General features: G+C 62.7%; 22 protein-coding genes and 1 pseudogene. 5 read left to right on the top strand and 18 right to left on the bottom strand.

What is annotated here, in order from left to right:
• Window positions 1-48 precede the first annotated feature (48 nt).
• From NKI19_RS09110 to NKI19_RS09100, 3 genes are all read left to right on the top strand, one after another.
• The gene (locus NKI19_RS09110; RefSeq protein ID WP_352488459.1) at window positions 49-879 is read left to right on the top strand and encodes an SIR2 family NAD-dependent protein deacylase; all 831 of its coding nucleotides are present in this window, start codon (window positions 49-51) and stop codon (window positions 877-879) included.
• Window positions 880-997: 118 nt separating this feature from the next.
• Entirely contained in the window at window positions 998-1,156 is a 159-nt protein-coding gene (locus tag NKI19_RS09105) for a hypothetical protein (protein ID WP_352488460.1), read from the top strand.
• 222 nt (window positions 1,157-1,378) lie between these two features.
• Window positions 1,379-1,843, top strand: coding sequence for a hypothetical protein (locus NKI19_RS09100; protein WP_352488461.1), 465 nt, complete (start codon window positions 1,379-1,381; stop codon window positions 1,841-1,843).
• 41 nt (window positions 1,844-1,884) lie between these two features.
• Here the strand turns inward: NKI19_RS09100 and NKI19_RS09095 are convergent, their stop codons facing one another.
• From NKI19_RS09095 to NKI19_RS09085, 3 genes are all read right to left on the bottom strand, one after another.
• Complete coding sequence (locus tag NKI19_RS09095) at window positions 1,885-2,184, bottom strand: DUF982 domain-containing protein (protein ID WP_352488462.1); 300 nt, start codon at window positions 2,182-2,184, stop codon at window positions 1,885-1,887.
• Between the two features lie 33 nt (window positions 2,185-2,217).
• Entirely contained in the window at window positions 2,218-2,565 is a 348-nt protein-coding gene (locus NKI19_RS09090; protein WP_352488464.1) for a DUF982 domain-containing protein, read from the bottom strand.
• A gap of 126 nt (window positions 2,566-2,691) precedes the next feature.
• On the bottom strand, window positions 2,692-2,895 hold the full coding sequence (locus NKI19_RS09085; protein ID WP_352488465.1) for a hypothetical protein: 204 nt from the start codon (window positions 2,893-2,895) through the stop codon (window positions 2,692-2,694).
• Between the two features lie 317 nt (window positions 2,896-3,212).
• Here NKI19_RS09085 and NKI19_RS09080 point away from each other — a divergent pair, with 317 nt between their 5' ends.
• Complete coding sequence (locus tag NKI19_RS09080) at window positions 3,213-3,776, top strand: sigma-70 family RNA polymerase sigma factor (protein WP_352488584.1); 564 nt, start codon at window positions 3,213-3,215, stop codon at window positions 3,774-3,776.
• Between the two features lie 468 nt (window positions 3,777-4,244).
• Here the strand turns inward: NKI19_RS09080 and NKI19_RS09075 are convergent, their stop codons facing one another.
• The 10 genes and pseudogenes from NKI19_RS09075 to NKI19_RS09030 all read right to left on the bottom strand — a co-directional run bounded on the left by NKI19_RS09075 (window position 4,245) and on the right by NKI19_RS09030 (window position 12,835).
• Window positions 4,245-4,463 (bottom strand): hypothetical protein, encoded by a 219-nt coding sequence (locus NKI19_RS09075; RefSeq protein ID WP_023676213.1) that lies wholly within the window; start codon window positions 4,461-4,463, stop codon window positions 4,245-4,247.
• Between the two features lie 195 nt (window positions 4,464-4,658).
• Window positions 4,659-5,390, bottom strand: a pseudogene (locus NKI19_RS09070) (class I SAM-dependent methyltransferase); the annotation flags it as partial.
• Between the two features lie 59 nt (window positions 5,391-5,449).
• Window positions 5,450-6,439: a GNAT family N-acetyltransferase gene (locus tag NKI19_RS09065; protein WP_352564843.1), complete on the bottom strand. Its 990-nt coding sequence runs from the start codon at window positions 6,437-6,439 to the stop codon at window positions 5,450-5,452.
• Between the two features lie 7 nt (window positions 6,440-6,446).
• The gene (locus NKI19_RS09060; RefSeq protein ID WP_352488469.1) at window positions 6,447-7,511 is read right to left on the bottom strand and encodes a glycosyltransferase family 4 protein; all 1,065 of its coding nucleotides are present in this window, start codon (window positions 7,509-7,511) and stop codon (window positions 6,447-6,449) included.
• Between the two features lie 20 nt (window positions 7,512-7,531).
• Window positions 7,532-8,464: a glycoside hydrolase 5 family protein gene (locus NKI19_RS09055; protein WP_352564841.1), complete on the bottom strand. Its 933-nt coding sequence runs from the start codon at window positions 8,462-8,464 to the stop codon at window positions 7,532-7,534.
• Window positions 8,457-9,218, bottom strand: coding sequence for a TIGR04290 family methyltransferase (locus NKI19_RS09050; protein ID WP_352564839.1), 762 nt, complete (start codon window positions 9,216-9,218; stop codon window positions 8,457-8,459). The genes NKI19_RS09055 and NKI19_RS09050 overlap by 8 nt, the downstream gene beginning before the upstream one ends.
• A gap of 2 nt (window positions 9,219-9,220) precedes the next feature.
• Window positions 9,221-10,021, bottom strand: a complete 801-nt coding sequence (locus NKI19_RS09045; RefSeq protein ID WP_352564837.1) for a nucleotidyltransferase family protein — start codon at window positions 10,019-10,021, stop codon at window positions 9,221-9,223.
• Window positions 10,021-11,124 carry a CgeB family protein gene (locus NKI19_RS09040; protein ID WP_352564835.1) on the bottom strand — a complete coding sequence of 368 codons (1,104 nt, stop codon included), beginning with the start codon at window positions 11,122-11,124 and terminating at the stop codon, window positions 10,021-10,023. Before NKI19_RS09040 ends, NKI19_RS09045 begins: the two co-directional genes overlap by 1 nt.
• A gap of 14 nt (window positions 11,125-11,138) precedes the next feature.
• Window positions 11,139-11,735, bottom strand: coding sequence for a histidine phosphatase family protein (locus NKI19_RS09035; RefSeq protein ID WP_352564834.1), 597 nt, complete (start codon window positions 11,733-11,735; stop codon window positions 11,139-11,141).
• The gene (locus tag NKI19_RS09030; protein ID WP_352564832.1) at window positions 11,732-12,835 is read right to left on the bottom strand and encodes an inositol-3-phosphate synthase; all 1,104 of its coding nucleotides are present in this window, start codon (window positions 12,833-12,835) and stop codon (window positions 11,732-11,734) included. The genes NKI19_RS09035 and NKI19_RS09030 overlap by 4 nt, the downstream gene beginning before the upstream one ends.
• A gap of 159 nt (window positions 12,836-12,994) precedes the next feature.
• On the opposite strand from NKI19_RS09030, the gene NKI19_RS09025 reads away from it, so the two are divergent.
• Window positions 12,995-14,827 carry a hypothetical protein gene (locus NKI19_RS09025; protein ID WP_352564830.1) on the top strand — a complete coding sequence of 611 codons (1,833 nt, stop codon included), beginning with the start codon at window positions 12,995-12,997 and terminating at the stop codon, window positions 14,825-14,827.
• Here NKI19_RS09025 and NKI19_RS09020 read toward each other — a convergent pair.
• Genes NKI19_RS09020 through NKI19_RS09000 form a run of 5 tightly spaced genes read right to left on the bottom strand, consistent with a single transcriptional unit; the run spans window position 14,764 to window position 19,479 of the window.
• A complete protein-coding gene (locus NKI19_RS09020; RefSeq protein ID WP_352564828.1) occupies window positions 14,764-15,057 on the bottom strand; it encodes a hypothetical protein in 294 nt (97 codons plus the stop codon). The two genes, NKI19_RS09025 and NKI19_RS09020, sit on opposite strands and share 64 nt — an antisense overlap.
• 24 nt (window positions 15,058-15,081) lie before the next feature.
• Window positions 15,082-16,128 (bottom strand): UDP-glucuronic acid decarboxylase family protein, encoded by a 1,047-nt coding sequence (locus NKI19_RS09015; protein ID WP_352564826.1) that lies wholly within the window; start codon window positions 16,126-16,128, stop codon window positions 15,082-15,084.
• Between the two features lie 23 nt (window positions 16,129-16,151).
• Window positions 16,152-17,261: a CgeB family protein gene (locus tag NKI19_RS09010; protein ID WP_352564824.1), complete on the bottom strand. Its 1,110-nt coding sequence runs from the start codon at window positions 17,259-17,261 to the stop codon at window positions 16,152-16,154.
• On the bottom strand, window positions 17,258-18,352 hold the full coding sequence (locus tag NKI19_RS09005) for a CgeB family protein (RefSeq protein WP_352564822.1): 1,095 nt from the start codon (window positions 18,350-18,352) through the stop codon (window positions 17,258-17,260). Before NKI19_RS09005 ends, NKI19_RS09010 begins: the two co-directional genes overlap by 4 nt.
• Window positions 18,349-19,479: a CgeB family protein gene (locus tag NKI19_RS09000; protein WP_352564821.1), complete on the bottom strand. Its 1,131-nt coding sequence runs from the start codon at window positions 19,477-19,479 to the stop codon at window positions 18,349-18,351. Before NKI19_RS09000 ends, NKI19_RS09005 begins: the two co-directional genes overlap by 4 nt.
• Window position 19,480 lies beyond the last annotated feature (1 nt).

Here is a 19,480-nt window from a genome sequence, read left to right as displayed (position 1 = left end):
GGTCCGGGCTCGGCTGGAACGGAGCGGCGCCTATCGCAGTTGTGTCGAATGCTGTCCGCAGTCGAGCAACTGGCTCAATCGGTGAAAGAGCGACGAGCGATCTTGTTCGTTGGAGCCGGGGTGTCGATGAGCGTCGGCTTGCCGTCTTGGCAAAAGCTCATCGAGCACATGCAAAACGAGCTCGGTCTCGACGAGGACATGATCGGCGCACCGGAGGCCAGCTATCAGGCCCTTGCTGAATATTACCGGCTGAAGCAGGGGAGCCTCGGCCCTTTGCGCAGCTGGATGGATCGTGAATGGAGCGTCTCGCGGGAAGAAGTGCAGCGCTCGGCAATCCACAAGCTGATCGTATCGCTCGATTTTCCGATCATCTACACCACCAATTATGATCGCAACCTCGAGGTTGCCTTCGAGATACATGACCGGCCTTTTGTGAAGGTGGCGAATGCAAAGGACTTGCCCAAGACGACCGGCGAGGTGACGCAGATCATCAAATTCCACGGCGATTTCGACGACGACAAGTCGCTGGTCCTGGCGGAGACCGACTATTTCGACCGGCTGTCGTTCGATTCGCCGCTCGACGTGAAGTTTCGCGCCGACGCGCTGGGGCGCACCATCCTGTTCATCGGCTACAGCATGTCCGACATGAATATCCGCCTGCTATTGCATCGGCTTTGGCAGACCTGGCGCCGCTCCGGCTACGAGAAGAGCCGCCCGAAATCCTTCATCTTCATGTCGCAGCCGAGCATCGTCCAGGAGGCTGTTCTCGGCCACTGGGGCATCGATATGCTGACCGAAGAGGCCGACGATCCTGAGGACGCGCTGCTCGCATTCCTGAACGAACTCAAGGACAGGGTCAGCCGGCCGAACGGCGCGTGAGAAAACCTGCGGAAGCAGATTGGTCAGGCAGTGGGAACCGGCTGGTCCGATGTGAGTTCGGGAGGATTAACGTATCCGGGACCGAGCCTGAATGGGTGCACGCAAACACAAGCGAAGAATGCATGCCAAACACGACCTGTCGGCCGAGTTGGCCTATGAGATCGATTTTTTTGCCCGCAGGTGCGGCCTGACGAGGGACGAAGCGCTCAAGATGATGCGAGATGCCGGCCGGTTGAAGGACGGCGCGAAGGCGTCTGGCGAATCCGGGCCGAAGTAGCCGCATGGGTTCCAGATAGCGGCGGCCGGGATGGTCATCCCGACACAGATGCTTCGTTGTCGGCCTCGGTATCCGCATGGCAGTCGGTGGTGGCGCGCACCGCTGAGGTCGAGCTATGCAGCGGCCGCCGCCGATGGAACATCCGTCGACAATTTTCGTTGACATGCTCCACAAGGCGAGAGGTCGAACATGTCGAACTTCCAAGCCGCCACCCCGGAGCGTTTGCAGCAGCTCAGGCTTGAGGCGACGGCGCATTTTGCGCCGCTCATATTGCGAGAGGCGTTGGTGCGTCTATGCCGGGCCTGCGGAAGCGATAGCCTTGAACGTTTCGAGAAGACGATGGTGGATCAAATCGAGGCATCGCGTGACGACAAAGCCGATTTCGATGCAATGAAGGAATTTGCCATCGAACAGCTCTATGGCTGGATTCGAGACGTCAAGTCTTCACCGGATATGACACAGCCGCTGGAGAACGTAGATACCCGAAGGACCCCCGGCCGCTCTGAAGAGCCGCAAACGCTGGAAGACCAGTTGCAGGCAGGCCTGGAAGATTCCTTCCCTGCGAGCGATCCGCCGGCCGTCGTCTCCACCACGATCTCCGGCGGATCGAAGAAGCTGGTCGGAACCGACGAAATCCTCAGGCAGCAGCGCGAGAAAAAGGCGGCCGACGCCAACCATTCGCAATAAACGGGGCTTTGGACGGAACTGCGGGGAGGCAGCCTGCCGGTTCACCCGCTGTCCGACATGAAGGCTGTCAGGCCACGCGCGTCATGCGGCTCGCCTTCGACAAGAATGTTCGCCTCCCAAGCGGCGTCGACAAATGCTTGCAGCGCTTTGGCGGCTGCGATTTCACCGGTCCGGGCGCGACTCAATACATCAGCGGCGGCCAGCGCCAGCGGGGCATTGCGCGCCGGCCATTTCTCGCTTTTCAGGCAATATGCTGCTTCGAAAACGGAACTGACCAATCGCGATCGCCCAGGCTTGCCGAAATAGATGCAAACAGGAGTATCGAACTCTATTCTCAGCACCTTATTCCTCCCGGTTCAAGCAAGCTGGCCGCTTCAAGTAAGATGGGTGTCTCCAGGGTCTACAGGGCCGTCCGATGGGCGCTTCAGCCAAACATCGTGGGCCTTCGCAGGTGTTGTGGCGCGTGCTGGTGTTTCGGCTGCGATATCGTAGGCCAGAATGCCCGCCTTGCGCGCGAATGTGTCGAACGCAGCGCGCACCGTCTCGGCATCGACCTCATCGGCCAACCCGGCGCGACAGGCGTCGAACGCCGCCTTGTGCGCCGGACCGCGGCTCGGCCATTCATTTAAGACGTCATAGGCCTGCCAGATGTTTTCGACATAGCGAGGGAAACCAAGGCCGACGAGAATTGGAACGGGGCGGCCAAACGATCTTTTTGTCATCTGTGTCTCCGCGAAAGAGCCTGTCGCATCAACGCCCGGGGCGGACACGAGGCCCATGCTCTTTAACGCGGGATTGCTGCACGGGTTGCAGCGGGTTTTTTCGATCGTGCGCAGCCGGTCCTGGCGTCACTTGTTGGTCCGCATCTTTTGCCGGGGATTGATACCGCCTTGCGGCGTGGTGTCGTTCTCGACATCGCCTTCGAACGTGTTGTTGCCCTGATCGAGCCGGTCGCCCTCCTTGATCGTGCCCTTGGAACTGCCGATGCCGGGATCGTTGGCAAGATCGCTATCGGCCGGCGTTTTGCCTTTGGCGTGCTTGTTTCCTGTCATGGACTCCTCCTGTCTATTGAGGTGGCGGGCCGTCCTTGAGGTCGCGGCCAAGGCTCGCTGCGAGATCGCATTTCGACGCGCCAAAAGGCGGCGCCCGAATTATCGGACGACCTTGATTTTGAACTCCGCGATACCGGTGGTTGTTCCGTCAAAAATACCGCCGTCGGCTGGGATTGCTCGGCCAAATCCTCTCCGGTTTCTGGAGCCGGGTGATTTTCGCCAACCGGAACGATCTTTCGCCCAATGCATTTAACTGGTCTGCGCTCACGAACTCATTCTGGACGGGAGCTGGACCATTGCCACCCACAGCCTACGCCTTGGCGACTCGCGAAACCGAAGAAGTTTCCATCGTCGACCTCATTCCCGCTTTGAGGGCTTTCGCCCGTACCTTCTGCCGCACACCCGATGATGCCGACGACCTGGTCCAGGAGACGCTGACCAAGGGCCTGGCCAACATCGACAAGTTCGAGGCTGGAACGCGCATGAAGTCATGGCTCTTCACCATCATGCGCAACACCTACTACACGCGTGTCAGGGCCGCGGTGAGGGAAGCGCCCGGCCTGCTCGACTGCGCTTCGCTGCGGCCGATCTCGGAAGCGACGCAGGAATGGTCCGTACAGGGCAAGGAAGTCCACCAGGCCATCCAGAGCCTTCCCGAGCACCAGCGCGAAGTTCTGATGCTGATAGGCGTGCTGGGCGTCAGCTATGAGGAAACGGCCGAAATATGCGGTTGCGCGGTGGGAACCGTGAAGAGCCGGCTCAACAGGGCACGCGCCGGCGTGCTGGAATACCTTGGCGAAAGTTCCTCGCAAACCCTGATGGAAAGGCGCAGCTATCTGTCAGAAGGACAACTGGACTTCGAAGCCGAGAGGCGCCGATAGAGCGGTTCATCGTTTCAAGGAAACGCCGAACCGCTCTATCCTTTTGTTTTGACGCAATTCCGGACGGAAAACCGTTTCACACTTTTCCTGGAATTGCTCTAATACACGTCACGTTAGTTACTGGTCTCGCGCAAGCGCCTTTCGACAAGCGCACGCTGCAAGTCGACCGCAAGTTTGGTCAGCCGGTCAGGAACCCTTTCCTGCTCGATTGCCGCAAGCAAGGAAGCGATTTCCCGGTCTATCGTCAGATCGGCACGCGCGCTGACGGAATCTTCCCTTGAGCGAGACATCGCGTTCTCTTGGCAAATGTTGGTCCCTTCACCTCACTCTGGTGGCAACAGTGCGAGTTTGCAAGAATTTGCAGGCTATCCATGCGACCGGCTTCGGTCCTTGCACAGCTTCCTCAGCAGTGGGCTCTCGCTGCGTTTCAATTGCTCGCCGGCTGCAAGCCACATGCTGCCGCAACGATCAGTCTTCAGGCCGCCGATCCGCTGAATGATCCTGGTACTGCTCGGATTTGACCCGATTGCCGTCGAGCCCACGCTCCTTGGTGTGCTGCTTCTTGTCTCTGTTGGACAGAACGGCGTTCTCTCCGATCTTGTCCTTGGGAAGATCGGTCATCGCGCCAGCGCCAGCGCCTTTGCCGTGACTGCCGCGACCGATGTGCTTCTTGCTGCCGGACGCCATCTTGTCCTCCTTCATACTGTCGAATAGCGGCTTATCCCGTTCGGCATCCGAACCGGCGTTGGGCCGCAATGTTCCGCCGGAAATCGTAAGCAGGAAGGCTTCGCCGTCCCAGTGCCGGAACGGCTTTTCGCCGTCGACGAGGACTTGCATGCCATTGGCATTGGCGAAGTCATGGACATCGGCGCGATCCAGCGCCGGCGATCCGCGATATGAATAATTCAAAAGCACGGCCATGCCCGGCCTCTTCAGCACGCGCGCGACTTCCACGAAATGCCGCTCCGCAAGGCCGGCCAGCACCAGATAGGGAAAGCTGTCGACGGCCAGCACGCGGTCGAAGCTGGCATCCCGGAAATCGGCAAGATCGAAACCGCGGGTAGAGCGGAATTCCACATTGCCGAGCCCGGCGCATCGCCGGCGGGCGATCGAGATCATCGCTGGGGATATATCGCTGCCGACGATCCGATGCGACAGAGTGGAGAGCGCCTGTTCGAACCGACCGATACCACAGCCGATATCCAGTATGTCGCGGCTGGTGCCGGTAAAGCCCCACCTCTCCAGCCATGCAACGATCTCAGCCGTCGCGGCCGAGAGCTTTTCCTCATTGCCCAGCGATGACAGCTGGACGCTCGCCGCCGGGGAGATCGCCGCCGCCGCGTCAAACCCGGCCGCCAGCCGCTTGACAACCGCATCGTCGGTCTCTCCCTCGCCGCGTTCGTGCCGAACGGCAGCACCCGTTTTGCGCAGCGTGGCGAAGATCTCGGGCCTGCGCTGAAGCAGGTCCGCAATCCGTTGCAGTTTTGCCGTCTTTCGCGGATCGGTCGAGTGTGTGTTTTGCGCAATCTTCGCCAGTTCTGCGGCTTCGATTCCTGTCTCGAAACGGAGAGCCAGCCTGGCGATGACGGCTTCGACGCCGGCACCGTCTGCCATGCAGTCCTCCAGCATCCGCCTTGCCGATGTCGACCGCCGAGATCCAGGCTGGGTCGCGCTCATCGCCCTTTGCTCCGCGTCCAGATCTTGCGCATCGTCCACCGGTCGACGGCGCCCCAGCTGTATTTGTAAGCCTCTTGTCCGCGCAGAAAATCGAACTCTTCCGCGCCTTCGCAGATCGCCTGCCTTATCGCCTGGCCGATGAGCAGCGCGCCGGGACTTTCCTCCGCATAGGCCGGATCGAAGCCACCGAGATAAGCGTAAGCGCGGCCACGATGATGGAACCCGTAATAGGCGCCCACGATCGCGTCACCGATCGTGATGAGCCAGCATCGGGCAAGCACTTGTGCGGCCAGCTGCGGCAGCGCCTGACGATGGAATTCTTCCACGCGGGTATCGGACAGAACGCCGTCGCCGTGTCCGGCCCAGCGCGCGCGGTGAAGGCGGATCAGGTGATCGAGGAATGTCTGCGGATCGGACAAAGCGGGTTCGATGGAGACCCGGCCGCGTCTCGACGCGGCCCTGTGGGCGCGCCGCAGTTGGCGCCTCCGCCGCGCCGGAACACAGCCTTGAAGCGTCTGGTCGCCGGCGAGAGCGAGCACCGGGCAAGCGGCGTGACCGACGGCTTGGCACGATTCGAGCGCGGCATGCCGGATGGCAAGGCCGGCGGCGCCCGGCGGCAAGTCCTGCAAGATCCACTGTGACCAGCCGACGGAAAGAACCATGTCGGCGATGGCGAGGGCGACCGGTTCGGCGGTTTCGGGAATGCAAAGGACATCCAGATAGTCGCTCAACGAAATCCCGAGCGGAAGCAATCGCGCGCCGGATTCCTGATGTTCCAGATAGAGTGGCGCCAGGCCGACCAGATCGTCGCCACTCCAGACGGCGACCGTCGCTAGCTCGCCGGGAGCGAATGTCCGCCACCACGGCATCAGCCATGCGGGAGACTGGAACGGCGTCGCCGAGGGACTGCGCGACCAAAGCTCCCACCAGTGCGGCTCGAGGGCTTCGAGGTCCGCCGGATCGTCGATGATCTCACTGCGGAGCATGTCCCCCTCACTTCGCCGTCGCGAGCTGCCCGCTGTCTGTGCCGAGCCGTGCCAGCGCCCGATAGGCGTCCATGTAGGAGGAAACCATGCGGTCGAGTGAAAAGCGCCGCCGCGCCTCGGCCCGGCAGGTCTCGGGGTTCAGGCCGGGTGCGGCAACGATGGCATCCGCCATCTCGTCGACATTCCCGACCAGATACCCGGTCTTGCCATGCTCGACCACATCCGGCATTGCGCCATTCGGGAAGGCCACCACGGGGGTGCCGCAGGCGAGCGCCTCCATGGCGACGAGCGAACTGGTTTCCGCGGCAAGGCTCGGGATGACCAGGCAGCGGGCTGTGTTCAGCAGGCGCCGCTTGGCGACAAAGCCGAGCGGACCAAGGAAGCGGCGCCGATCGTCCAGCCGGGGTTCGACCTCGTCGCGAAAATACGCTGTGTGGGTTTCATAGGGGTAGACTTTGCCGCCGATGACCAGCGGCACGCTGGCCTTCTTGGCTGCGTCCAGCGCCAGATGGATGCCCTTTTCCGGGCAGACGCGGCTGAGCACGAGCGCAAAGTCGCGCTTGGCCTGCGGCTCGCTCAGCGCGTCGATGTCCACTCCATTGGGGATCGGCCCGATCAGCCTGGCGCCCGGCGGCGCGGTTCTTTGCTGAGCCGCTGATACCGCATGCAGCCACAGGTCCCCCCGCGCCGGATTGAGAGCGTCGGCTGGATACCAGTCGAGCGGCAAATGCAGGGTCACCAAAGTCGGCCCGTCGCCCGGCAGATAGGCATCGAAATCGATACCGTGCAAATGCACCACGTCGATCGGCCAGCGAGCGCGCGCAGTGGCAATTGCGGCGCGATGAGCACGCTGCGCCCGGCGCTTCGCCGCTTCATCGAGCACGCCCGGTTCGGCCGGCGTCTCGATGAGGACACCCGCAGCGCTCGAGCCCTGGCAGCCGATCACGATCGAGCGGTGTCCGGCCTGTACGAGCGCCTGGTCGAGCATCGAAAGCACCTGCTCGGCACCACCGACCGCATCCGGCCCGACCGGGGCGAGGGGATAGGCGACGTTGAGGACGGTGAGCGTCATGGCTGGAGCGCCGAAGCTCCTCACGCCGCGGAGGCGCGCAGCCTGCCGACTGAAGGGGCAGCGATGCTGCCGGCATAGCGGCGCGTCATTGCCGCGCAGAACTCAGCGAACTCCTCCGGCACCAGCGGCGGACTGCTGTGGTGCGGCATCATTCCGCGATGTTCCGGCGTGAAGCAGAAAGTAACGGTCACGTCGAAGTCGGCCAACGCCTCCATCTGCCGGTCGAACCAGTCAAGCGCGTTGGGCCTGAAGCTGTCGGCCCAGGAAAGTCCGGTGCGCAGATTGGTGACGCCGAGCCGTTTCATCCAGGCAACGGCGTCGTCCAGCCGGTGATCTTCGAAATGGAACCACTGCACCAGTCCCATTGCCGGCGTGTGGTGCAGGAACTCCTCGAGCGCGGGCTTTGGTGTGCCGTCCTGGCGAAGCAGGCCCATGTAGAAATGGCGATAGTAAGACGAGCCTTCCGCCTCGCGATGGCGCGTCGTCGCTTCCCACTCGCGCGGCAGGTCGTAGAGGCTGTACCATTGGATGCGCGGTGCATTGCCGATCAGCAATTCCGCGGTCCGGCGCAGGCCCCAGACCTGTACCTCCTCGGCGCCGAAGGTCGATACGCCGACCTCGCTGACCCATACCGGAAGATCGGTAACGGCCGAGATCTCGCCGATCTTCTGCGGCCATTCGTGGATCTGCCAGAGGTTCCAGTCGAGCGGAAAGCCGTGCACGGCGACCGCGTCGACATGATCGAGCACGCCGAACTCCTTCATCCTTGTCATGAAGCCGGCATCGATCGGCGAGATGCCGCCAAGGACTTTGGTCAAGGCGGAATTCTCCGACGCGATCGCGTCGGCGGCCAGGATTGCCGTATTGGCGAAGCGGCTCCAGTCGGGGTCGAGCTCGGGATCCCAGTGGGATTTGTTGTTGGGCTCGTTCCAGATCATCGCGGCTTCAATCATTTATCTGTCCTTTCGACGGGTAGACGCCGCCGCCGCCGGCCGGTACGTCGGCGGTGCGGCAGAAATAGACCTCCTGCTCCGGTTGCAGCACGATCTCGAAGCCGGCGCTGCGCAGCATGGCTTCGGTGCAGGCGCGATTGGGAATCCACCAGTTGGTTGGGTCGTCGGCGTAACGATGCTCGATGAAATGCAGCTTTGGGAACTCCGGTCGGTCGAACAGGTCGTGGGTCCAGAAATGATAGTTCTGCTCGAGCGCCGGCACGTTGGTGCTGCCGCGCTGCATCGACTGGAAGATCATTAGGTCGTCGGCGACATGCTCCCGGATCAGATCGAGAGCGAGCAAGGGATGGCGCAAATGGTACAGCACGCCCATGAACAGCACGATGTCGAACCGCTCGCGCAACGCGCCAACGTCGTAGACCGAGAGCTGCCGGAATTCGATGTCGCAGTCCGCTACCTCAGCGGCAAAGCGCGCCTGCGCCAGGTAAGCCTCATCGAAATCGATGCCAAGCACGCGGCCGGCGCCGCGGCGTTTCATCTCGATCGAATAGAAACCCGCGTTGCAGCCTATGTCGAGCACCGCCTTGCCGGAAAGATCGGCGGGAATCGCGTCGGCGAATTTGCGCCATTTGATCAGCGGATAGTTGCCAAGGAAATGATCGGGAGCGGTTTCGATGCCGGCCAGTTCCATGTTGTGGAACCATGGGCCGAGCGCATCGATACGGCGGCGGATCTCGGCATCGGAATGCAGCATGGCTAGCCTCCTTCGCCTGCGAGGATAGGAACGTGCTGGTGGCCGGGCAGCGTAATGGCGGCTTGGTCGTCCTTGGTACCGGCGGCGCTTTCAAGCAGCCGCAGTGCGGTGCGGTAGCCGTTGAAGGTACCGACGTCGACATAGGCGGTGCCAGCCTTGATGCCATAGGCTTCGCCTCCGGCGGCGAGATAGGCGTTGACCAGCGTGCCGATATATTCGTCGCACCGGTCCCGTTCCCGCCACAGCGCGGCGAGCCGGTGAAGGGTGCGGCCGGGCATCTTGAACGCACCCCAGATCCAGTTCGATTGGGCATTCTGCTGCTTGACCTGGATTTGCTTCACCCGGTCGTCCTCATCGACAACGACGGCATCGAAGAACTCCGGCTGGTCCACCGGAAACAGCAGGAAGGACAGGCCGTCGTCCGGGAGGGCCAGGAAGCCGTCTTCGGGAAACCAGATCGTATCGGGCAGCCCGACCAGAACGGTCTCGTCGGCTGCGACGAGCGGCGCGGCGCGGAAGATGGCGTCGCAAAGGCCGACCGGAGAGGGCTGCACCACAAACAGTGCAGTCGCGTCGGCATAGCCGGCAGAATAATATTCGAGGATATCCGATTTACCCGAGCCGATGACGAAGCAGATCTTGTCGGCCCCCGCGCGCACCATGCGGCGCACCAGGTATTCGCTGACCGCGCAAGGCCGCTCGGTGTTGCCGTCGATGCGGCTGCCGACCGGCAGAAGCTCCTTCGAAAAGCCGAGCGGCTGGATGCGGCTTCCCCGTCCGGCTGCGGGCACGATGCCCAACATCAAACTGCCTCCTTCAACGGCTCGCCATGCTTGGAGCCGTGCAGTGCATCGGACAGGATGCGGTCGAATTCCTTCGCGCGCCGCGCCGAGGTGTGTTCGTCCAGCACCCGCTCGCGCGCCCGGCGGCGGATCGCGTCAAGCTCGGCGTCGGACAGTTCGAGTGCGGCAACCACGTCGTCGGTGCTGTTGGCCACGACGATCTCTTCACCGGGCCTGAAAAAGGCCTCCAGTCCGGGCCACGTGTCGCTCACCATCGCGGCACCGCAAGCAGCGGCCTCGAACAACCGGCCGGAAGGGCACCAGCCCCGTTCGGCCATCGCCTCGCGGGTCACGTTCAGGGTCAGTCGTGAAGATGAAAAGAAGGCGGGGTGGTCGGCCGGCGGCAGATGCCGGACGAAGAAGATATTGTCGCTCCACGGGAATTCTTGCGGATATTGTGCGCCGCCAATAATGAAACGGCGAACCGGCAGGCGCGCAGCTGGGCTGACCAGCAGCCTCTCGACTCCGGCCTGGCGGTCTGCCGCATAGGTCCCGAGATAGGAAAGGTCGCCGGCAAACTCCGGCCTGGGCGGGGCCGGCCGGTGTCGCTCTGGATCGACATGGCCGTAGAGCGGCATGACGCGGCGTGCACCCAGCATCGACCGCAATGCGTCTAAGGCGGTTCCTCCCGTGTAGCTCAGCACGAGATCGAAATCGCGAAGCCCTTCCGGCCCGAAATAGGCCGGAGGATCACCTTGTTCGATCCGCGCCAGCGTCACCGGCGTATCCAGATCGTAGAACACCTTCAGCCCGCGACAGGCCTGGTGGGCAAGGCGCGACGCGCTCACGGCATCGGGGCAATAGGAGGTTACGATGACCACATCGGCCTCATTCATCGCCTGCTCGGCAACGCGCTGGATGTCCTCCCAATCCGGGTAAAGGACAAGGCTGCCGCCATCCAACTGGTCGAGGTCGCGCGTCCCGGCATAATAGGGAGTGTTGCGTTCAAAGAAGGTGATGGACCAGCCCAGCCCGGCCATCGCCCGGATCAAGCCGCGCCACAGCGTGGCGTGGCCATTGCCCCACGACGATGTCACGGTAAGACCGAAAATGACCATGCGCATCCGGCAATTCCTCGTCAGGCAGCTTCGTTGAGTCTGATCAGCTTCGACCCCCAGTCTCCCAAAACAATCGTGGTGATCGACGCTGGGTCGATATCGAAGCGAAAGCAGTTTCCCAGCGACAGGCCGAGCACTTTGCACACCGCGGCCTTGATGACGTCGGCATGGCTGACCAGTGCAACGCACTGGTTCTGGTAGGTGCCGCGGACCTGCTCGATCAGCGAGACGACGCGTTGCTGCACGTCCAGCATGGTCTCGCCGCTCGGTGTTCTCGCCTGCTGGCGCTGGTCATTCCACACCCGCCAGTCGGCATCCTGGTTCAGCTCCTCGAAGGTCTTTCCCGACCAGGTGCCGAAGTCGATCTCATCGAGTTCCTCGCGGATCACGATTTCACCGGCATTGCAGGCGAGCGCCATCGGATTGGCCGTCTCCTGCGTGCGTTCGCGAGGGCTGCAGAAGATTGCCGCTATCGCCTCGCGTGCCATGCGGTCTGCCAGGTGCGAGGCCTGTGCCTTGCCGGCTTCGCCGAGGCACACGCCAGCAATCCGTCCGGCAAGGTAACGGCCGACATTATCGTGCGCGGCGTGGCGCACCAGAAAGAACGTCGTCGTCATTCCGCGGCATCGAGCATCGGCTCGTCCTTGCCGGCAATGAAAGAGAGCGTGCGCTGGCGGGCTTCCGCGTCGGTGAACTGCTCGGGCGGCGATTTCATGAAATAGCTGCAGGGACCGGTCAGCGCGCCCGCGATGCCGCGATCGAGCGCCAGCTTGGCGCAACGCACCGCATCGATGACGACGCCGGCCGAATTGGGCGAATCCCACACTTCCAGCTTGAGCTCGGCATTCAGCGGCACGCCGCCGAAGGTCGTGCCTTCGACCCGGATATAGGCCCACTTGCGGTCGGTCAGCCAGGGAACGTGGTCGCTCGGCCCGACATGAATGTTGCCGGGCTCCAGGGGAACGTCGAGCTGGCTGGTGACGGATTGGGTCTTTGAGATCTTCTTCGATTCCAGCCGCTCGCGCTCCAGCATGTTGAGGAAATCGGTGTTGCCGCCGAAATTGAGCTGGTAGGTGCGGTCGATGCGAACGCCGCGCTCGCGAAACAGGTTGGCGAGCAGCCGGTGGACGATCGTCGCACCGACCTGGCTCTTGATGTCGTCGCCGATCAGCGGCAGGCCGTGCTGCTCGAAGCGCCGGCGCCACTCCGGCCGCGAGGCGATGAAGACTGGTATGCAGTTGACGAAGGCGCAGCCCGCCTCGAGCGCGCACTCGGCATAAAAGTGCGTTGCCTCCTCCGAACCGACAGGCAGATAGGACACCAGAATTTCGGCGCCGCTTTCGGCGAGGATATTGCCGACATTTGCGACCGGCTCGTCGGCCTCCTCGATCTCGTCACGCAGGTATTTGCCGATGCCGTCCAGCGTTGGCCCGCGTTCAACGCGAGCGCCGGTGGGCGCCACATTGGCAAAGCGGAAAGTATTGTTCGGCGCGCTGTAGATCGCGTCTGCCACATCGCGTCCGACCTTGCCCTTGGCGACATCGAAAGCGCAGGCCACCTCGATATCCCTGACATGGTAGCCGCCAAGATCGGCATGCATCAGCCCGGGTATGGGCTCATTGCTCCTTGCGTCGCGGTAATAGGTGATGCCCTGAACAAGGGAGGAGGCGCAGTTGCCCACGCCGACTATTCCGATCCGAACTTTCTTCGATCCCACGAAACCGCTGCCTATGCTGTTGAAGGTAAGTTCTTCGTGCCAAACCACCTGCCTCGCTGATTGTTCCTTGCCGGCTGCAAAAATCGTGCAACCGATGGTGGATCAAAGTAGCGCTCGCCGAGTTGTGCAGCTGGGGGTGGGACCAACCCGGACGGGACAATGATCGTCTATGGCGACCACAAGCGAATTCAGAGCGCGCGAAATGTTCGCGCCTCGGCCTGCGACGCGGCCGGGCACATTGCGGACATGCCAAGCGGGATCGGACGGCACGCAGCACTGGTCGGCCTGTTCATCAAGGCTTCGGAACTGGTCCAGGGCCTCGCCGATGCTGAATTCGAGACCAAGGGCACGGATCGGAATTCCCCACAACGGATCGCGGGCGCGAACCTCCTGGTCGGCTTGGCGCGGGACGTGGGCAGATCGTGGGACGCCGAATACGCCATCGATGGGCCGGTCGATGCCGAAGTGCCGCGAATGCTGGCCGAACTGGATTGCGATGGCGAAATCCTGACCGGCACGGCTGAAGGATATGCCCACTATGCGCTCTATCCGGAAAGCTATTTCGTCGCCGCACGGCAGTCGGGTCTCGATGCGAACACATGCGTGATCGGCATCCGCAGCATCGGCATGGGACTGGCAGCGATGGTGGCGGCGGCCATCGGCGCACCGGCACCCGTCAGCGTCCGTCCGACCGGTCATCCGTTTCGCAGGCGGCTTGCCGCCGATCCGGAACTGATCAGCGGCTGGAGGACAAGGCCATCGGCCCATTTCGCTGTCGTCGACGAAGGCCCGGGCCTGTCAGGCAGCTCGTTCCACGCCGTCGTCGCATGGCTGCAAGCGCTGGGCATCGATGCCGGGCGCATCCATCTGTTCCCCAGCCATTTGGGTGGCCCGGGCCCCGAGGCATCGGCGGACAGTCGGGAGGCGTGGACGGTTTGCCAAAAACACACCGCGGATTTCGAACGGACTTTCACCGCTGGATCCGCTCTGCCGGCGCTGCGGGATTGGGTAGCCAGGACGATCGGCCGCACAGCGGTCAGCCTGACGGAAACATCCGCCGGAGAGTGGCGTCGCTTGCACTATGGCTCGCAGGATCATTGGCCACCCGTCCATCGCGGCTTCGAGCGGCGAAAGTTTCTTGCTTCTGCGGGCCGGGAAAAATGGTCGGTCAAATTCGTCGGCCTCGGTGAAATCGGAATGCACAAGGCCGAGACTGCCAGCAGGCTGCACGATGCACGGTTTGGCCCGGACGTCGCCGGGCTGTGCCATGGCTTTCTCGTTGAACGCTGGATCGACGGTACAACGCTGGACCGGGCAAGGCTTTCGAAAGAAAAAGTAGTCGCGCATCTCGGACATTATCTGGCCTGGCGCGCAGCCAATCTGCCCGCCTCCGAGCCGGGCGCCTCGCTGGAGGCGCTTGCCGACATCGCCCTGCAGAATACAAGTGAGGGGCTGGGCGAAAGCCGCGCGGCGGAGTTGCGGAACTGGTTCTCGAAACAGGTTCCACCCAAGACCATGCAGCGGGTCGAGATCGACGGGCGGCTTCATCCGTGGGAGTTCATCCTTTCGCGCAGTGGAACGCTGGTCAAGACGGACGCCCTCGACCATTGCCGATCGCACGATCTGATCGGCTGCCAGGATATCGCCTGGGACATTGCCGGCGCCCGTGTCGAATACAGCCTCTCCAATGCAGCGACTGCGGCGCTGTGCAAAGCTGTCGAGGCGACTACGTCTCGTCCGGTCGATGCCGATCTGGTCCGCTACTACGAGCCCTGCTATCTCGCCTTCCAGCTTGGCTTGTGGAGCATGGCTCAGCGATCGGGCGACGGTCGGGAACAGATCCGGCTGGCGGCCGCGGCAAGACGTTATGCGGCGATGTTGCTTCGTTTCCTGGAAAGCCAAGGCAACCTGCCGCCGCTCGACCAGGATCAGTCAAGCCGGCGAAGCATATCCGCTTCCTTTTCGAGGATGGCCGCTACCTCCTCGCGCTGAAGATGCGTCAGCATCAGGCTCACGCAACATTCCAGATAGGTGATGGAGGCGCGCCGCAGGAAGGCAGCCGTCTCTCTTGCGGCCATTTGTTCGATGTCTTTGGCGGATCGTTTGGGATGCACAATCGTCTCCATGCCGGTACCTTGGCAGAACCAGAAGCTGGACGGGTTGTTCCCGCGACGAGAAAAAGTGACCGAATCCGCAACGACCGCGCTTTCCGTCATGACCAAGCAGCGGCTGGACGCTCCCCGCTATCAGGCCGGCAGATTTTGCAGCCGGCCTGAAGCAGAACGCACGGTGGCGGCAATTCGACGTCTTCTGTCGATCATCTGCGCCGTCTCAAGCTCGGCAAAATAGTCGATCGTGCGCATCAAACCTTGCCTGAGCGGCACTTTTGGCGACCAGCCGAGAAGCTTCCTCGCGCGGGAAATGTCGGGTTGCCGACGACGAGGATCGTCTTGCGGCAGCGGCAGGAATCTCAGGCCCGATTTGGTTGCGGTCATGCCTCTCACCAGGCTCGCCAGTTGCAGGATGGTGAACTCCCCCGGATTGCCCAGATTGACCGGCTGGCGCGGATTGGGATCGACCTCCATCAACCGGATCAAGCCGTCGACCAGATCGGAAACGTAGCAGAACGACCTGGTCTGCAGCCCGTCGCCGAATATCGTCAGCGGCTGTCTCTCGAGTGCCTGCATGATCAGATTGGAAACGATCCGTCCGTCCGCAGGGTCCATCCTGGGACCATAGGTGTTGAAGATGCGCGCGACACGGATATCGGCTTTTCCCATTCTCAAATAGTCGAAACACAGGGTTTCGGCGGTGCGCTTGCCTTCGTCATAGCAGGCGCGGGGGCCGATGCAGTTCACGTGGCCGACATAGTCCTCCTTCTGCGGATGCTGTTCGGGATCGCCATAAATTTCGCTGGTGGACGCCTGCAGGAACCGGGCGCCATTACGAGCGGCGAGCTCCAGCAGATTGAGCGTCCCGATGACACAAGTCCGTGTCGTGTGGACCGGGTCGGCCTGGTAACGCGGCGGCGAGGCCGCGCATGCCATGTTGAAGATGTGGTCGACCGGTTCGCCAAGCTCCAGCGGCCGGCAAATGTCTTGCTTGACCAGCCGAAAATCCGGACGATCGGCGATCGATGCTATGTTCTCCATGCGGCCGGTAAGGAAATTGTCGACGCAGATCACGCGCCAGCCAGCCTGGAGCATTGTCTCGCAAAGATGCGAACCGAGGAAGCCTGCGCCGCCGGCGACAAGCACGGTCCTGGTCCGTTGCGCCTTTCTTGATAGCTGCATCTCTATCTTCTCCCGTCTGCGGGTCATGCTGCGCTCTCGACATCCAGATCGAGAACAGAACGTGGCGATTTGGCCTGCGCCACCAGCGAAACGAATTCGCGGGCTCTTGCGATGCTTGTGTGAGCTGCCAGGATGAGCACGCGCGCCTGCTTGGCCATGGCAAGCCGGGCGCCATCGGATTCCCCGGACAGGATACCGATTACGTCCTCGGTCCTGCGCGCCGTGTGGATCGTCCGCTCTGGAAACAGGCTGTCCAGTCCGGCCCAGCGATCGCTGATGATCGCCGTGCCGCAGGCGGCCGCCTCGAAGAGTCGCACGCTGGGCGACCAGCCGGCCGCGATCATGGAACTGCGCGTGACGTTCAGCGTGTAGCGTTGGCGGCTGTAAAAGGCCGCGTGATCTGCCGGCGGCAGGTGTTCGATGCGATCGACATTGTCCGGCCAGGCGATTTCGCGCGGATATTGCGAGCCGGCCACGACGAAGCGGCGCTCCGGCATGCGGCGCGCCGGTTCGAACAGGAGGGCCTCCAGCGTCGCCTGGCGGTCGAGGCTGTAGGTGCCGAGATAGCCGAGATCCCAGCGGATTGGATCGCCGGTTCCGTGATGCCGTTCCGGGTCGACGGAGCAGTAGAGCGGCTCGGCGCGCCTCGCGCCGAATTCCGCCGTCAGACGGGCAAGCGTCGGCCCGCCGGTGAAGGAGAAGTAGACGTCGAAATACGGGACCTGCCGCCTGGCAATATACTCGCAATCATCGCTTGAAAGCTTTGCCAGCGTGACCGGCGTGTCGATGTCGTAGAAGCAGAACTGACCCGTGCACAGCGATGCCACGACGTCGATGATTTCAGGGCCTTCCGGAACGAAGGAACCGACGACCACGATATCGGCCTCGCGCAGGCAGCGCGCAAAATTGCGGCGAAGATCATCGGTCGTTTCATAGTAGCGCAAGGCGCAGAAATCGGGATCGCGCAGATCCCGGTGACTTGCGTACCACGGCACGTCGCGTTCGAGAAAGGTGACGCGGTGGCCGAGTTCGTGGAGACCTTTAAGCAGCCCCCGGAAAGTGGTGGCGTGGCCGTTTCCCCAGGATGAGGAGAGCGACAGGCCAAGAAAGACGATGTCGAGCGGCTTCGTCATTCTGCCGCCTCCACGGTCGGACGCTCGAAATGGCGCCTGAAAATGGCGTCGGCCAAAACGGCACGTGTCGTATAGGTATGTTCGCCAAGCACGCGCCGAAGCGCAGATGCCCCGATCGCCTTGGCCCGTTCGGCGCTAAGGCTTTGCATGATCTCGCCGACATCGTCGCCATCGCGCGCGACCAGGATTTCCTCGCCGGGTTTCAGGAACAGGTCTACACCGAGCCAGGCGTCGGTGATGAGGCAGGCGCCGGCGCCCGCCGCTTCGAAAACGCGCGTCGCAGGTGAAAAGCCGTTGGCCGCCATGCTGTCGCGGCTGATGTTCAGCACCGCCTTGGCCGTGACGTTCAATGCATTGTGGTCGCGCGTGCCGACATGGCCGAGCCATCGGACGTTGGCGGGCATCTGCTTGTCGCCCCAGCCCGATCCTCCGAGCAGGAAGCGCTGATCGGCCGAGCGGCCGGCCGGGTCGAGGAAGAAGGCCTCGACGCGCGCCTCGCGGTCCGGCAACCGGTTGCCGAGAAAGGCGAGATCGCAGGCAAAGCGCATGTCCTTGCCGACCGGATGATGCGTTTCCGGATCGAGCGCGTTGTAGATCGGGACGCATTCGGCGGCCCCCATTGCCCGATAGGCCCAGACCACCGGGTCGCCGCCGCCATAAGTCAGCACGAGGTCGATTTCCTGCAGCGCGCGATGCAGCGGATGATCGGGCTCGTCGCGCAATTGGCCAAGCGTCGCCGGTGCGTCGACATCCCAGAATACGGTGAGCGCATCGGCACGGGCGTAATCGAGCACTGCCCGCAACAGCGCGTCGTCGGCGAAACCGACGCCGCTTGCCTTGACGACGATATCTGCCTCCGCCGCCCGCGCCGCCACCTGCATCATGGCATGCGGGGTGGCCTCGTAGACGACGACGGCACACCAGTCCGGCGCTTCGATGTCGCGGTTCTTCTGGCGATCGTAGACGTCCGGCTCGTAGAAGGTGATGTCATAGCCGAGCCTTGCCAGGGCCTTGAGCAGTCCGCGGTAATAGGTGGCCGCGCCGTTCCAATAGGACGACAGCAGGCTCGACCCGTAAAATGCGATCTTCATTCGGCGGCCTCCTTTGCAAGGATCGTGTCGGCGGCTTGGCGGTGCCCGCATTCGGCGAGCACGCCGAACAGTTCATCCGCCCGATGCCGGCATGTGTGCAGTGAGCGAATGGTCTCGAGGCCCGATGTCGCCAGAGATGCGGCGAGATCCGCGTCACGCAGCACGGCGCGAAGATGATGCCGCATCTCGAAGCCGGTGTTTGCAAACAGGAAATCGGTGCCGGGCCTGAACAAGCGTTCGACATCGGACCAGGGTGCCGAAACAAGCGGAATGCCGCAGGCGAGCGCCTCGAACATGCGGATGGTCGGGATGCCGGGCAGGCTTTCGCGGTATGGGCGCCGCGGGATGTGAACCGTGATGCGGCTCGCCGCGAATGCCTTCGGCACGTCGGCATTGGCGATCCAGCCTTCGTAGCGCAGGCCGGCGGCTGCAAGGTCGGCGAGCGCCTCGCGCGGATAGCGAACGCCGTGGACGGTGCCGCTCAGGCCGAGCTCACGCACCGGGCCGACCAGGAACTCGCTGATTTCGGCACTGCGCTCGTCGTCGCCCCAATTGCCGATCCAGATAAGGTCGGAACTCCGCTCGATTTCAGGATGGGGCTGGAACAGATGGTCATCGGCTGCCTCGTGCCAGGTGAAGACCCGCTTGCCCCATCCGGCGCGGAGATAGCTTTCCCGCAGCGCCTCGCCGAAGGCGAGCACGCCATCGTAATGTTCAAGCTGCAAGGCGGAAATCGCTTGCGTGGCCGAGATGGCGCGATGGTGCGTGTCGTGGAACAGCAGCGTGAAACGGCCGCCAATTGCTTTCGCCCTGCCTAGCCGCGCGACAAGGTCCGGCGCGGTCCACTCATGCACGATCACCACATCGGCATCGGAGATCCAGGCTTCGTGGTCGAATGCGGCGTCATAGGTGACCGGCATCAGCTCGGGAAAGTCCTTCCGGAATCGCTCGATTGCGAAGGACCCTTTCTCGGCCAGCAGGTTCGACCGGCTCCAGCCGTCGGCGGGCTCCAGCGCGATCGCCTGGTGCCCGCGCGCGACCAGCTCACGCATGATGCCGCGCAGGAAATGTGCGTTGCCGTGGTTCCAGTCGGAAACGATCGAATGGGTGTAGAATAAAAACCGCATA

This window comes from Mesorhizobium sp. M0751, assembly GCF_040320265.1.
Lineage (GTDB): Bacteria > Pseudomonadota > Alphaproteobacteria > Rhizobiales > Rhizobiaceae > Mesorhizobium.
The sequence above is the reverse complement of the archived record's forward strand: the minus strand, read 5'-3'. Positions and strand labels throughout refer to the sequence as shown.

Coding starts and splice junctions, on each gene's coding strand:
- NKI19_RS09055 (WP_352564841.1), bottom strand. CDS start 8,464: ATGATTGAAGCCGCGATGATCTGGAACGAGCCCAACAACAAATCCCAC.
- NKI19_RS09010 (WP_352564824.1), bottom strand. CDS start 17,261: ATGACGAAGCCGCTCGACATCGTCTTTCTTGGCCTGTCGCTCTCCTCA.
- NKI19_RS09025 (WP_352564830.1), top strand. CDS start 12,995: ATGATCGTCTATGGCGACCACAAGCGAATTCAGAGCGCGCGAAATGTT.
- NKI19_RS09040 (WP_352564835.1), bottom strand. CDS start 11,124: ATGCGCATGGTCATTTTCGGTCTTACCGTGACATCGTCGTGGGGCAAT.
- NKI19_RS09045 (WP_352564837.1), bottom strand. CDS start 10,021: ATGTTGGGCATCGTGCCCGCAGCCGGACGGGGAAGCCGCATCCAGCCG.
- NKI19_RS09060 (WP_352488469.1), bottom strand. CDS start 7,511: ATGACGCTCACCGTCCTCAACGTCGCCTATCCCCTCGCCCCGGTCGGG.
- NKI19_RS09075 (WP_023676213.1), bottom strand. CDS start 4,463: ATGGCGTCCGGCAGCAAGAAGCACATCGGTCGCGGCAGTCACGGCAAA.
- NKI19_RS09050 (WP_352564839.1), bottom strand. CDS start 9,218: ATGCTGCATTCCGATGCCGAGATCCGCCGCCGTATCGATGCGCTCGGC.
- NKI19_RS09065 (WP_352564843.1), bottom strand. CDS start 6,439: ATGCTCCGCAGTGAGATCATCGACGATCCGGCGGACCTCGAAGCCCTC.
- NKI19_RS09090 (WP_352488464.1), bottom strand. CDS start 2,565: ATGACAAAAAGATCGTTTGGCCGCCCCGTTCCAATTCTCGTCGGCCTT.
- NKI19_RS09000 (WP_352564821.1), bottom strand. CDS start 19,479: ATGCGGTTTTTATTCTACACCCATTCGATCGTTTCCGACTGGAACCAC.
- NKI19_RS09110 (WP_352488459.1), top strand. CDS start 49: ATGCTGTCCGCAGTCGAGCAACTGGCTCAATCGGTGAAAGAGCGACGA.
- NKI19_RS09035 (WP_352564834.1), bottom strand. CDS start 11,735: ATGACGACGACGTTCTTTCTGGTGCGCCACGCCGCGCACGATAATGTC.
- NKI19_RS09105 (WP_352488460.1), top strand. CDS start 998: ATGCATGCCAAACACGACCTGTCGGCCGAGTTGGCCTATGAGATCGAT.
- NKI19_RS09005 (WP_352564822.1), bottom strand. CDS start 18,352: ATGAAGATCGCATTTTACGGGTCGAGCCTGCTGTCGTCCTATTGGAAC.
- NKI19_RS09085 (WP_352488465.1), bottom strand. CDS start 2,895: ATGACAGGAAACAAGCACGCCAAAGGCAAAACGCCGGCCGATAGCGAT.
- NKI19_RS09015 (WP_352564826.1), bottom strand. CDS start 16,128: ATGCAGCTATCAAGAAAGGCGCAACGGACCAGGACCGTGCTTGTCGCC.